Annotated in this window: 12 protein-coding genes; 11 read left to right on the top strand and 1 reads right to left on the bottom strand. The window is 34.5% G+C overall.

Annotated elements, in window-relative coordinates:
• Positions 1-46 precede the first annotated feature (46 nt).
• The 8 genes from AC1Q5Z_RS22820 (at position 47) to AC1Q5Z_RS22785 (ending at position 8896) form a co-directional block, all read left to right on the top strand.
• Positions 47-2044, top strand: coding sequence for a TonB-copper family protein (locus AC1Q5Z_RS22820; RefSeq protein ID WP_492447008.1), 1998 nt, complete (start codon positions 47-49; stop codon positions 2042-2044).
• Positions 2045-2233: 189 nt separating this feature from the next.
• Positions 2234-3166: a quinolinate synthase NadA gene (gene nadA / locus AC1Q5Z_RS22815; RefSeq protein ID WP_492447006.1), complete on the top strand. Its 933-nt coding sequence runs from the start codon at positions 2234-2236 to the stop codon at positions 3164-3166.
• Positions 3167-3195: 29 nt separating this feature from the next.
• Positions 3196-4710 (top strand): L-aspartate oxidase, encoded by a 1515-nt coding sequence (gene nadB / locus AC1Q5Z_RS22810; RefSeq protein WP_492447004.1) that lies wholly within the window; start codon positions 3196-3198, stop codon positions 4708-4710.
• 31 nt (positions 4711-4741) lie between these two features.
• The gene (gene ric, locus AC1Q5Z_RS22805) at positions 4742-5473 is read left to right on the top strand and encodes an iron-sulfur cluster repair di-iron protein (protein WP_198858073.1); all 732 of its coding nucleotides are present in this window, start codon (positions 4742-4744) and stop codon (positions 5471-5473) included.
• 14 nt (positions 5474-5487) lie between these two features.
• Entirely contained in the window at positions 5488-7611 is a 2124-nt protein-coding gene (locus tag AC1Q5Z_RS22800; protein ID WP_492447002.1) for a ribonucleoside triphosphate reductase, read from the top strand.
• Positions 7592-7759, top strand: coding sequence for an anaerobic ribonucleoside-triphosphate reductase (nrdD, locus tag AC1Q5Z_RS22795; protein ID WP_198858071.1), 168 nt, complete (start codon positions 7592-7594; stop codon positions 7757-7759). The genes AC1Q5Z_RS22800 and nrdD overlap by 20 nt, the downstream gene beginning before the upstream one ends.
• Positions 7713-8429, top strand: coding sequence for an anaerobic ribonucleoside-triphosphate reductase activating protein (locus AC1Q5Z_RS22790; RefSeq protein ID WP_492447000.1), 717 nt, complete (start codon positions 7713-7715; stop codon positions 8427-8429). Before nrdD ends, AC1Q5Z_RS22790 begins: the two co-directional genes overlap by 47 nt.
• Positions 8430-8449: 20 nt before the next feature.
• On the top strand, positions 8450-8896 hold the full coding sequence (locus AC1Q5Z_RS22785; protein WP_492446998.1) for a copper resistance protein CopD: 447 nt from the start codon (positions 8450-8452) through the stop codon (positions 8894-8896).
• A gap of 30 nt (positions 8897-8926) precedes the next feature.
• Here AC1Q5Z_RS22785 and aspT read toward each other — a convergent pair whose 3' ends face one another.
• Positions 8927-10603: an aspartate-alanine antiporter gene (gene aspT / locus AC1Q5Z_RS22780; RefSeq protein WP_492446996.1), complete on the bottom strand. Its 1677-nt coding sequence runs from the start codon at positions 10601-10603 to the stop codon at positions 8927-8929.
• 236 nt (positions 10604-10839) lie between these two features.
• Between aspT and AC1Q5Z_RS22775 the strand changes: the two genes are divergently transcribed.
• The 3 genes from AC1Q5Z_RS22775 (at position 10840) to AC1Q5Z_RS22765 (ending at position 12806) form a co-directional block, all read left to right on the top strand.
• Positions 10840-11610 (top strand): helix-turn-helix domain-containing protein, encoded by a 771-nt coding sequence (locus tag AC1Q5Z_RS22775; RefSeq protein WP_492446995.1) that lies wholly within the window; start codon positions 10840-10842, stop codon positions 11608-11610.
• A gap of 78 nt (positions 11611-11688) precedes the next feature.
• Positions 11689-12315: an NAD(P)-dependent oxidoreductase gene (locus AC1Q5Z_RS22770; RefSeq protein ID WP_492446993.1), complete on the top strand. Its 627-nt coding sequence runs from the start codon at positions 11689-11691 to the stop codon at positions 12313-12315.
• 5 nt (positions 12316-12320) lie between these two features.
• Positions 12321-12806 (top strand): anthrone oxygenase family protein, encoded by a 486-nt coding sequence (locus AC1Q5Z_RS22765; RefSeq protein ID WP_492446991.1) that lies wholly within the window; start codon positions 12321-12323, stop codon positions 12804-12806.
• Positions 12807-13004: the final 198 nt, after the last annotated feature.

Genomic DNA, 13004 nt, shown 5'->3' with positions numbered 1-13004 from the left:
CAGAAAGAGACATAACACAATTTGTCTCTTTCTATTAAAGTAAGAAATGATGAAAAATCTAACAGCAACCTTCTTGGCTGTATTTTCAACAATATGCTGGGCGCAGGAAAAACCAAATGACAGTCTTGAAACCGTAAAGCTCAACGAAATAATTGTCATTGGAAGTAAACCTTCTTTGCATCTAAAACAATCAAAATCATTAACCTCTGTAGAAGAATATCTCTCAAAATCATCAAAAGTAAATATGATCAAAAGAGGTGCCTATGCTTGGGAACCAGTTATAAATAACATGGCTACAGAACGCACCGTGATTACGATTGACGGAATGCGCATATTTGGCGCGTGTACCGACAAAATGGATCCGATTACTTCTTATGTTGAGGTTTCAAATTTGGCCGAAGCCAGCGTAGCATCTGGACAGCAGGCAAGCTGTCACGGTGCAGGAATTGGCGGATCTGTCGATTTAAAGCGTAATCAGTTTAGTGATAAAAAAACAGGTTGGAACGGCAGTTTAAATTCTGGTTTTGAAAGCAATAATCTTCAAAAAATTATTGGTGCGTCTTTAGGTTACAATGATTCTCGTTTCTACACCCATATCGATTTTATGCATCGTGATGCCGATAATTATAAAGCAGGTGGAAACAAAGAAGTGAGTTTTTCTCAATTTACCAAATACAATATTTCTGCTACTGCTGGATATTTTATAAACAAACAAAACCTTTTGGAAGCATCTGTAATTTATGATAAAGCGACAAATGTGGGCTACCCTGCCCTTCCTATGGATGTTTCTTTAGCCGAAGCTAAAATTGTATCTCTAAGTTATAAATATGTGCCAAAATCTAACCTTATAACAAACTGGGAAACAAAAGGCTATTTTAATTCCATCACCCACCAAATGGACGATACCAAAAGACCAAATGTACCGATACACATGGATATGCCGGGATGGTCAGATACTTATGGTTATTATTCGAGAATTAAAGGGAAAATTAAAAACCATAATTTTCTAGCTGACTTGAATGGTTTTTATAATAAGTCAATTGCAGAGATGACCATGTATCCGACAGATCCTAACGAAAATCTGATGTTTATGTATACGTGGCCAGATGTCAGAACTTTATACAACGGATTGTCTTTAGAAGATAATATTAAAATTTCTGAAAAAGATCAGCTGAGAATTGGCGCAAATCTCGGATTTCAGAATAATACCGTAGCAAATGATTTCGGATTAGCAAGTCTCCGCATTTTTTATCCTAATATGGATGCTTCAAAAAACCGTTTTCTAAAAAGCTTTGCCACAAATTACACCAAAAATGAAGGGCAATTTGAGTTCGGATTTGGTTTAGCTTACGCCGAAAGAGCTCCTTCAGTTTCTGAAGGCTACGGATTTTATCTCTACAACAGCAGTGATTTCTATGATTATATCGGGAATCCAAGTCTAAAAAATGAAAATGCTCTTGAGGGAAACTTTTCAATTGGCTATAAAAAATCGCAAATCACAGCAAAAATTACGGGTTCGTATTTCTATTTTTCAAACTACATAATAGGTAAAATTGATCCAAATACGCTTCCTATGACTATTGGTGCTTCTGGAGTAAAAAGATATGAGGCCATTGACAATGCCAAAATATTCAACACTGATTTTAATCTGACTTACGATTTTCTGGAAAATTGGCAATTCAAATCGCAACTGACCTATAGTTTTGGAAAAGATAATGTAAGAAATAATCTGCCATTTATAAGTCCGATTAAATACAGCGCTGGAATCGATTTTAAAAAAGAAAATTTTAATGTCGGAATTAATGCTTTAGGAAATCTAGCTCAAAATGAATTTGCAAAAGTGTACGGACAAACTAAAACTCCAGATTATCTCATTTTTGGACTTAATGCTGGCTATACTTTCAATTGGAGCCAAAACAAATTAAAGATGCAAACCGGTGTAGAAAACATTTTTGACAAATATTACACCACTTATGCCGACTGGAATAAAATTCCGCGAATGGGTCGAAATCTCTTTGTAAATCTCACTTTCACTTTAAATTAAGCTGCTATTATTAAGGTTAACATATACAAACAAATATAAAACAGTATGATTAGAATCATGTTTTGAAAAAAATGATGATAATATATTTACCCTATTAAAATTATGTATTAAGATATATTTTAATACAAGCTTAAAAATAAACACCATCAGCTTTATAGGTTAGCGAAGCTGAAAATTCAAAGAATTAAAATGAACAAGAACTTTTTAGTACAGGAAATAATCCGATTGAAAAAGGAAAAAAATGCTGTTATCCTGGCTCATTATTATCAAGATGAGGATATTCAGGAAATAGCAGATTTTATTGGAGATAGTCTTGAACTGGCAAAAAAAGCTCAAAATACAAATGCAGATATTATTGTTTTTGCAGGAGTCCACTTTATGGCAGAAACAGCAAAAATTTTAAATCCAAACAAAAAAGTAGTATTACCCGATTGGAACGCTGGCTGTTCGCTTGCTGATGGCTGTCCGCCAGAAGATTTTAGATTGTTCAAAGAACAGCATCCCGATCATATTGTGGTTACTTACATCAATTGTTCTGCCCAAATAAAAGCTATGAGCGATTTAGTCTGCACATCGGCAAATGCAAAAAAGATAATCGAATCTATACCCGCAGAACAAAAAATCATATTTGCTCCAGACGAAAACTTGGGCAAATATCTACAAAAAGAAACCAAACGCGAACTGGTCTTATGGAAAGGCTCTTGTGTTGTACACGAAGCCTTTTCATTAGACAAACTAATTGAAATATATAACAACAACCCAACTGCAAAAATTGCGGCACACCCTGAATCTGAAGAACATATTTTAAAAGCAGCACATTACATTGGCTCTACTTCGGGAATTATTAATTTCATTAAAACGGATCCTGCTGCCGTTTTCATTGTGGCCACAGAAGCCGGTATCCTGCATGAGCTTTCAAAAGCTGTACCCGATAAAACGCTGATTCCGGCTCCTACCACAGATGACAATAGCTGTGCCTGCAGTGAATGTGCTTATATGAAAATGAATACACTCGAAAAACTGTATTTATGCCTCAAAAATGAAAGACCAGAAATGCTAATTAAAGACGAGCTGAGAATAGAAGCCTTAAAGCCTATTAAAAGAATGCTCGAACTATCATAAAAAATGCAATAACCTTAAATCAAAATAACATGCTTAAAACAGATATACTTATCATCGGTTCTGGTATTTCGGGATTATTTTTTGCTATGAAAACAGCAAAAAAACGCCCAGACTTATCTATTGTTATAATGACGAAAGAAACAGCCAAAAATACCAATACGCAACTCGCTCAAGGCGGTATTGCTGTAGTGACAGATCTTATAAAAGACAGTTTTAACAAACACATACATGATACGCTTCGTTCTGGCGGAGGTCTCTGCGATAGAGAAGTTGTTAATATGGTTATCAAACAAGCTCCCGAAAGACTTCGAGAACTAATCGAAATAGGTGCTTCTTTTGATAAAAATGAAAAAGGACAATGGGATCTAGGTTTAGAAGGCGGGCATTCACAACACAGAATATTACATCATAAAGATAGCTCCGGACAGGAAATTGAGCAGAAACTGCTCAAAATAATCAAGAAAATGCCCAATATTGAACTTTTAGAAAATCATATGGTCATTGACTTAAATACCGAAACAAAAAAAGCTAAAACTACTTGTGCCGGAGCCTTTTTCTTTGAAAAAAAACACAATCGAATTAAATACATTAGAGCAAGAACTGTTGTTTTGTGCACAGGCGGATGTGGTCAACTTTTTGAAAACACAACAAATCCGAAAATAGCAACTGGAGACGGACTAGCAATTGCAGCTCGTGCAGGTGCCGAAATTACTGATATGCAATACATTCAGTTTCATCCAACAGCTTTATATACAGGAAAAGAAAATCCGTTGTTTTTAATTTCAGAAGCTGTTAGGGGTTTTGGTGCTCATATTGTAAATGATGAAGGAAAAAGATTTTTATTTAAATATGATATCCGAGGTGAATTGGCTACACGAGATATGGTTTCAAGTGCCATTAGTAAAGAACTTCAAATAAGCGGAAAAAATCATGTTTATTTAGATTGTAGACATTTAGATCCAAAAGCTTTTTCAAATCAATTTCCCGTAATTACAGCGCATTGCAATGAGTTAGGAATACGACCTGAAAAAGATCTAATCCCTGTTGTTCCTGCTGCACATTATCAGTGTGGCGGAATTAAAGTAGACCAAAATGGAGTTACCTCAATAAAAAATCTTTACGCAATTGGGGAATGCGCTAGAACAGGTCTTCATGGTAAAAATCGTCTCGCATCAAACTCTCTTCTTGAAGGTTTGGTCTTTGCACATCAGGCTTCAGAAAATGTAGATAAAACTATTGCCGAATTTATTTTTTCATCACAAATACTAATTCCGAAGTTTCCAAAGGCACATCAAGTTGATGATTATCTTGCTTTTGAAATACTTAAAAAAGAATTGCAAAAACTGGTTACTTCATTTTATACAAGTGAAGAACGTGATGCTGAATTAGCTTTTGAAAAAATAAAAGAGCTTCATAATTATGCCGTTTCGCTTACAGAAGCACACGAAATCACGATTCCGTTTATTGAATTTTCGAACATGATTGCAGCTTCTTTGTTAATCATTAAACAATGTAAAGCTGCCGAAGACCAAAAAATATGCTGAAACCATAAAAAAATCTATACCCCCAACCATTATGAAACTAACAAGTAAAACAACCATTGGTGAAATCGTCGCAGATGATTTCAAAACAGCAGCCATTTTTACAAAATTCCATATTGATTTCTGTTGCAAAGGACATCGAACTATCGAAGAAGTCTGCAAAAAAAGAGATATAGAAGAAAGTGTTCTTATTGAACATATTGAAAAAGCAAGAAACAGTTCTGCCAATCAGTCTTTTGATTATAAAAGCTGGTCTGCAGACATGATTGCAGATTATATAACAAAAACTCATCATAGATATGTTACAGAAAAGTCCCCTGTTATATTGGAGTATTTAAATAAATTATGCGGTGTTCACGGTGCGATTCATCCTGAGCTTCATGAAATTCATACTATTTTTTCAAAAACGTATTTAGATCTGACGGCTCATATGAAAAGAGAAGAGTTGGTTGTTTTTCCTTTTATTAAAAAAATGAAAGCCGCACACAGTAAAGGTACAGAACTGGAAACACCGCCTTTTTTATCTATTGAAGCACCAATTGTAACCTTAAAAGATGATCATGTTACAGAAGGACAACGCTTTAAGAGAATTGCGGCTTTAACCAATAATTATACACCGCCAGTTGACTCATGCAACACTTATAAAGTTGCTTTTCTAATGCTAGAAGAATTTGACAAAGATTTAAAAAAACACATTCATCTGGAAAACAACATCTTGTTTCCAAAAGCAATTGAGCTTGAAAAAACATTTGAAAAAGTGTCATAAATAAAAACGAAACCATGGAAAAATATGTAATCAAACGCAATGGAGATTATAAGCCCTTTGAAACTTATAAGATTCAGGATGCCATTCAAAAAGCCTTTCAGAGCGTCAGTCAGCCTGTCGACAAAAGAATTTACAAAACTGTTCTTTCTGGTCTTGAGGTAAAGTTTTCGTGGCCTGTAGAAGAAATTCAGGACATGATCGAAAGAGCGTTTTTTGAAAAAGGATATTTCCAGGCTATGCGTTCGTTTATAATTTATCGCCATACGAGAAAATTACAGCGAGAACATATTAATGGTTTAAACGATGACACCACATATATAGACAGTACACAAACTGTTGAAGAATACATTAACCAATCTGATTGGCGAATTAATGCTAATGCGAATATTTCGTATTCAAACGCGGGACTAGTCAGTAATACTGCTGGAAAAGTAATCGCCAATTATTGGCTGGATAAAATATACAATAAAGAAGAAGGTTCTGCTCATAGGAATGGCGACATACACATCCATGATTTGGATTGTCTTACCGGATACTGCGCTGGTTGGAGCTTGCGTGTGCTGTTAAATGAAGGTTTTAACGGCGTGCGTGGCCGTGTCGAGAGCAGACCTCCTTCTCATTTTAGAGAAGCATTAGGGCAAATGGCTAATTTTTTAGGAATTCTGCAAAGCGAATGGGCAGGCGCTCAAGCTTTCAGTTCTTTCGATACCTATTTGGCTCCTTATGTTTTCAAAGATCAGCTTTCTTATGATGAAGTTTTAAAAGGAATCAGAAGTTTTGTTTACAATTTAAATGTTCCAGCACGCTGGGGACAATCCCCTTTTACAAATATTACATTGGATTGGAATGTGCCAGAAGATTTAAAAGAACAGATTCCGACCCAAAATGACGAACATTTATTTTTGAAGGTCACTGATGAAAATCTGATTTTGGAAGCTAAAAACAGAGGCGTTTCAAAATTAATAGATTTAAAATATGCTGATTTTCAAAAAGAAATGAATCTTATTAATAAAGCGTATTACACCATTATGACAGAAGGTGATGCAAACGGACAGCCGTTTACCTTCCCGATTCCAACAGTAAACATCACTGACGATTTTGACTGGAACGGAGAAAATGTCGATTTGCTTTTTGAAAACACAGCTAAAATTGGTTCATCTTATTTCCAGAATTTTATTGGCAGCCAATATCTCTTGGATGAAAATGGAAATCGAATCGAAAACCCAGATGCATATAAACCAAACGCTGTACGCAGTATGTGCTGTCGTTTACAACTCGATTTAAGAGAATTGTTAAAGCGCGGAAATGGTCTTTTTGGAAGCGCCGAAATGACGGGAAGTATTGGCGTGGTAACCATCAACATGGCTCGTCTTGGATATTTGCATAAAGGCAACATCATTACTTTATTTGAACATTTAGATGAATTGCTTCAAATAGCCAAATCGACTTTGGAGAAAAAAAGAATCTTTATTCAGCAAATGTACGACCGTGGACTTTATCCTTACACACAACGCTATTTGAAACATTTTAGAAATCACTTTTCTACAATTGGCGTAAACGGAATGAACGAAATGGTAATCAATTTTTCTGAAGGAAAACAAAATATAACCGACACTTCAGGAATACATTTCGCGACAGAAATTCTCGATCACATTCGACTGCGAATGAAAGAATTTCAAGAAGAAACTGGAAACCTTTACAATCTAGAAGCAACTCCAGCAGAAGGAACAACGTATCGTTTTGCAAAAGAAGACAAAAAACGTTTTCCAGAAATTCTGCAAGCGGGACAAAATGAAAATATATACTATACCAATAGTTCACAAATTCCGGTTGATCATACCGACGATCCTTTTGAAGCGTTATTGCTTCAAGATGAATTACAATGCAAATATACTGGAGGTACAGTTTTGCATCTTTATATGAGAGAAAAAATAAGCAGTCCAGAAGCTTGTAAAAACTTCGTTAAAAAAGTTCTCACCAACTTTAAACTGCCCTATATAACCGTAACACCAATTTTCAGCATCTGCCCTATTCATGGCTATTTAAACGGAGAACATGAATATTGTCCAAAATGCGACGAAATTTTACTCAATAAAAACAATCAAAAACACTTGGCTTATGAAAACGAAAACGCGTAAGATTCTAGAAGAAAATAAATCGCAAAGAAGTAAATGTTTGGTTTACACACGTGTAATGGGATATCACAGACCTGTAGAAAGTTTTAATATTGGAAAAAAAGGTGAACACCAACAGCGTACACATTTCGAAGAAACCATTATCTATTAAAGGAATATTTAGCCTCACGCCTTTTACTTTATTAGATTATCCGCATAAAACGGCCTGCATTGTGTGGTTTGCAGGCTGTAACATGCGGTGTTTATACTGCTACAATCCTGATATTGTTTTAGGAAAAGGAAAAATAGATTTTGATTCTGTTCTTTCCTTCCTAAAAACTCGAAAAGGATTATTAGACGGCGTAGTATTAAGTGGTGGCGAATGTACTTTACACAAAAAAATAATTGATTTTATAAAAGAAATCAAAACAATGGGATTTGCGGTGAAAATAGACACCAACGGTTCCAACCCAAAAATATTGAATAGCCTGATTCATGATCAATTAATTGATTATGTCGCGTTAGATTTCAAAAGTCTTCCTCATACCTTTAAACACCTAACGCAATCAGGCTTATTTTCTGAATTTGAAGAAAGCCTTTCTATTTTAATTCAGTCAAATATTCCGTTTGAAGTTCGCACCACTTTTCATTCTTCTTTAATTACAGAAAATGATTTTGTGAATATGATAAAATATCTTGAATCTAAACATTTTGAAGGGAACTATTATGTGCAACACTTTATGAATAATGTGCCAACACTTTCAAAACTAGACCATTCAAATAAAGAAATACAATTTAAAAACTTCTCAACTTCAAAAATAAAAGTTATTTTTAGAGTTTGATAACTCAAAATGAACACGTTATGACTTTGCATCATTTTGTATTAATACTTCATCTTTTGGCAGCCACAATCTGGGTTGGCGGTCATTTGCTTTTAGCTATTTGCTACCTTCCAACAGCATTGAAGAAAAAAGACCCTAAGATTATTTTAAATTTCGAAAAAAAGTATGAAAAACTCGGAATGTCTTCTCTTGCTTTACTTATTATAACTGGAATCTGGATGGCGTATGATTTTGGAATTAAAGCCGAAACCTGGTTTCACTTTTCTAGCGGATTTGAAAAGGTAGTTTCAATAAAACTGATTTTGCTTTTCTGCACTTTCTTTTGTGCAGTTTGTGCACAGTTTTTCATTATTCCAAAACTTAAGCCTAATAATATCAATAAAATGGCTTTCATTATATTAACTGTTACTTCAATTGGTATTGCAATGTTGATTTTGGGGTCAACGTTGCGTTATGGCGGGATTTAAAAATTCCCTCCAATATTTTATCTATCCATTTTAAGACATCATTCCTACAAGTATTGGTCCAAAAGCTGTCAATAATATATTAGCTAATGCGTACGGAATAGTATAGCCTAAAACTGGGAACTTGCTTCCTGATGCATCTTGAACAGCTTTTAATCCGATTGTTGAGGTACCTGCACCTGTTTGCGCGCCAAGTAAGATTAGAAGGTTTATTTTTAATACATATCTTCCAAAATACATTCCTATGATATGCGGGATTAAAGCAACTGCTACACCGGCAAGCAAAATACCAAAACCGGTTTCTTTAAGACCTGAAATAAAACTTGGACCGGCTGCAAGACCAACAAGACCAATAAACGCTGCAAGACCAACGTTGTCAAATATCCACAAAGCGGGTTCTGGAATTTTTCCAAAAACTGGAGTTCTTGAATGTAGCCAACCAAAAATTAATCCCATTACCAACGCACCACCGCTTGTTGTTAAAGTTACCGAAACTCCAAATAATGTTACCGAAAGCAAACCTAAAAGTCCGCCAAGAACAATACCTAAACCGACAAAAATGATATCGGTCTCTGGAGTTAAACGATCCAGATAACCTATTTCTTTCGCTGCTTCTTCCAGTTTCGCAGGTCTACCTGAAAGATTCAAAATATCACCTCTATTTAAAACTGTTCTCGATTCAAGTGGTATTTCATGATTCTCTCTCGTTATTTTGTTTAGCATTAGTCCATGATAAAAACTGGCTTTTCGAAGAGCTTTTACTGTTATTCCTTCAATTGCTTTATTGGTTATTGTAACATCTAAATGTGCTAATGGGAAGTTTAATAAATCCTCATCCAAGATTTCTGGACCAATAGAAAAGAGACTGTCTAAAATGATTCCGTGCTGTCCCATAATAACCAAAACATCATCTTTATAAATTATAGTATCAGGTTTTGGGTCTAGCAATTGATGCTCATGGCGTATCCTTTGGATCACAATATTCTTGTTAGATATTAATCTTTCAAACTCGCTTATACTGATTCCTATCCATTTCTCGTTGGTTATTTTATAGGCTCGGATAATCCATCTCTGGTAAGCACTTCTCATTCCTGGACCATACTCAGTTTCACCTGAAATAGTTTCGGCCAGCTTTTCACTTTCCTCAACTAAATTAATTCCAAGTAATTTTGGAGCAATTCCAGTTAGAAAAAACACAAAAGACGCTGCTCCTACTAGATAAGTTACAGAATAGGCTACTGGAATATTATTGATTAATCGGCTTTTTTCTGCATCTGCAAGATTTAAGTGACTGATAGCATCTGAAGCCGTACCAATCACGGTAGATTCAGAAAACGCTCCTGCCAATAATCCAGCTGCTGTCCCTATATCATAACCTAAAAAAGTGGAGACAGAATATGCCACTAATAAACACGACAAACAAATCACCAAAGTGAGCAATAGTTGCGGAAATGCATTCTTTTTAAAACCTTGAAAAAATTGCGGACCAACTTTATATCCTGTAGAAAACAGGAAAAAGTCAAAGAAAATGGTTTTTACAATATCAGGAATATCAATATCCAATTGGCCAATTAGCACTCCAGCAAATAAAGTCCCTAATACTACACCAATTTTAAATGTACCTATTTTAATACGCCCGATTAAAAACCCAAGAGCCAAGCATAAAAAAAGTGCCAGTTCAGGATGTTCTCTAAGTATAGCTGTAGCCATATTACTTTTTTTATATAAATTTAAGCAAAAAAAGCAACCAACATACTATATTTCAATTATTTACAAATAATTAATTATAATCACATTCTAGTAAACGGAAAAGTTACAGTGGTAGAATTAAATCTAAATGGCTATTTTTGATAGTGAGCTAATTTGGAATAAACATAAATGCAAACCATTTCTAGCATGATAAACTCAAGCAATTATTCTACGAAACCATTATTACAAAGACAAAAATGAATTTTCAAACCATAATACCAGATAAATCTATTTCGCTTTTTGTAAAAAATATTTGGGTATTTGAAAGCGAAAAGAACAAAGCGACAACGAGTTTGCCATTTTTTGCAGATGGTTTTCCAGGTTTGATGTTTAATCAGTCTGAAAATGGATTGACGGTGAAACCGCATGATAAGAAAATGCCAGAAATTTTTGTTTACGGACAAACCATCAATCCCATTGTGCTAGAAATTTCAGGATCTTACTCTATTCTCGTTTTTCAGCTGTATCCTTTTGTCCTGCAAACCTTCTTTGGTATTCTTCCACAAAGCATAAATGACAACTGCTATTATTTGGACAATACAGACAACAAAATTACAGCACTTAATCTGGAATTGATTTCATGCAAAACGGTAAACGAAAAAATTGACATTATTTCTAATCTGCTTCTACATTATTTTGAAACCAAAAAACAAAATCTCAATCTAGAAATACGTCAGGCAATTGCAGAAATTATAGATGCAAAAGGACAAGTGCCTATTCGAGCCATTGCTGAGAAGCAAAAGATCAATCTGCGAACTTTTGAAAGGAGGTTTTTAAAAGAAACAGGGCTTTCACCCAAACAGTTTGCGCAAATATTGCAATTTCAAGCTTCATTGGAACAATTGTCCGTAAAGAATTATACAAAATTGACTGATATAGTTTACGAAAATGGCTTTGCAGATCAATCACATTTCATAAAAGTGTTTAAAGCATTCACAGGCAAAACACCAAAAAAATTCAGTAAATAGCGGTACTGTCGTTTTTATTCTATTTTCTAAAAAGTCCCTGTCGCACCTTTGTATCATTAACTTAAAAAATGATATAAAATGAAAATTATAATTTTTGGAGCAACAGGAACAGTAGGTCAAGAACTCGTAAAACAGGCAATAACACAAGGCCACCAAGTTACAGCCTTTGTTCGCAATCCTGAAAAAATGCAACATGCAGTCAACACCAATTTAATACTTTATAAAGGAGACGTATTAAATGCCAAGCAAGTAGAAAATGCAATAAAAAATCAAGATGCGGTATTGTGCGCCTTAGGTGATGGTAGAACAGGAACAATCAGAGCCGCAGGAACCAAAACGATCATTGAAGCAATGGGGAATACCGGGATAAAAAGATTGATCTGCCAAACCACATTAGGAATGGGTGAAAGTTACGCAAACCTAAATTTTGTCTGGAAACACATCATGTTTGGAATGCTGCTAAAAAAAGCTTTTGCAGATCATAAATTACAGGAGCACTATATTTTAAACAGCGATTTAGATTATTCCATTGTAAGACCAAGTGCTTTCACGGATGGAGAAATTACCAACCAATTTAAAATTGGGTTTGATGGGAATCTTAAAGGGCTCAATTTGAAAATTTCTCGCGCAGATGTTGCGAACTTCATGCTGCAACAGGTTTTAGCAAAAGAGTATTTGAAAAAAGCGGTTAGTATTTCTAATTAATGGCTATGAAAGTGACTGATATCATACTTATTATTACGGCAACTTTTACTGCTTTAATGGCTGGTCTTTTCTTTTCCTACTCTGTTTCTGTTATGTTAGGTTTAGGAAAATTGAGCGATAAAGAATTTCTTAGTGCTATGCAGCACATAAATAAAGAAATTCAAAATCCAATATTTTTCACCTGCTTTTTTGGTGCTTTAATAATGCTTGTTATTGCCTGTATTTCACGTTACAATCAAAACTCATTTATATTTTTGATTACTGCAACGTTGATCTATTTATTAGGTGTTTTTCTGGTAACGGCATTTGTAAACGTTCCGCTGAACAACAAACTAGACGTTTTTGACATTTCAAGTTCGACAGAAATAGCAGCAAAGCAAATGCGAAATATATTTGAAAAACGTTGGAATTTTTGGAACAATATAAGAACAGTTGCATCAATTTTAAGTTTGATAATTGTGATTTTAACCTGTATTCAAGAAAACAAATAAAGAGGACTGCAACTAAAAGCAATATGACTTTCTAAAAACAGAAAATACGAAAAGATTTTCCAAGCATAAAAAAAGCCTGAAACTATATAATCTCAGGCTTTTCTTTATTCTATTTACCTCAATGAGATAGAATTCGATCCAACATCTAAATACATACTTTTACTTCTGTTTTTATCTTATAAAGTCATTTGGACCAAA

It is taken from the genome of Flavobacterium sp. GW823-FHT06G12 (assembly GCF_058794775.1).
This window is presented reverse-complemented; position numbering and strand designations above follow the sequence as displayed.

Coding starts and splice junctions, on each gene's coding strand:
- AC1Q5Z_RS22820 (WP_492447008.1), top strand. CDS start 47: ATGATGAAAAATCTAACAGCAACCTTCTTGGCTGTATTTTCAACAATA.
- nadA (WP_492447006.1), top strand. CDS start 2,234: ATGAACAAGAACTTTTTAGTACAGGAAATAATCCGATTGAAAAAGGAA.
- nadB (WP_492447004.1), top strand. CDS start 3,196: ATGCTTAAAACAGATATACTTATCATCGGTTCTGGTATTTCGGGATTA.
- ric (WP_198858073.1), top strand. CDS start 4,742: ATGAAACTAACAAGTAAAACAACCATTGGTGAAATCGTCGCAGATGAT.
- AC1Q5Z_RS22800 (WP_492447002.1), top strand. CDS start 5,488: ATGGAAAAATATGTAATCAAACGCAATGGAGATTATAAGCCCTTTGAA.
- nrdD (WP_198858071.1), top strand. CDS start 7,592: ATGAAAACGAAAACGCGTAAGATTCTAGAAGAAAATAAATCGCAAAGA.
- AC1Q5Z_RS22785 (WP_492446998.1), top strand. CDS start 8,450: ATGACTTTGCATCATTTTGTATTAATACTTCATCTTTTGGCAGCCACA.
- aspT (WP_492446996.1), bottom strand. CDS start 10,603: ATGGCTACAGCTATACTTAGAGAACATCCTGAACTGGCACTTTTTTTA.
- AC1Q5Z_RS22775 (WP_492446995.1), top strand. CDS start 10,840: ATGAATTTTCAAACCATAATACCAGATAAATCTATTTCGCTTTTTGTA.
- AC1Q5Z_RS22770 (WP_492446993.1), top strand. CDS start 11,689: ATGAAAATTATAATTTTTGGAGCAACAGGAACAGTAGGTCAAGAACTC.
- AC1Q5Z_RS22765 (WP_492446991.1), top strand. CDS start 12,321: ATGAAAGTGACTGATATCATACTTATTATTACGGCAACTTTTACTGCT.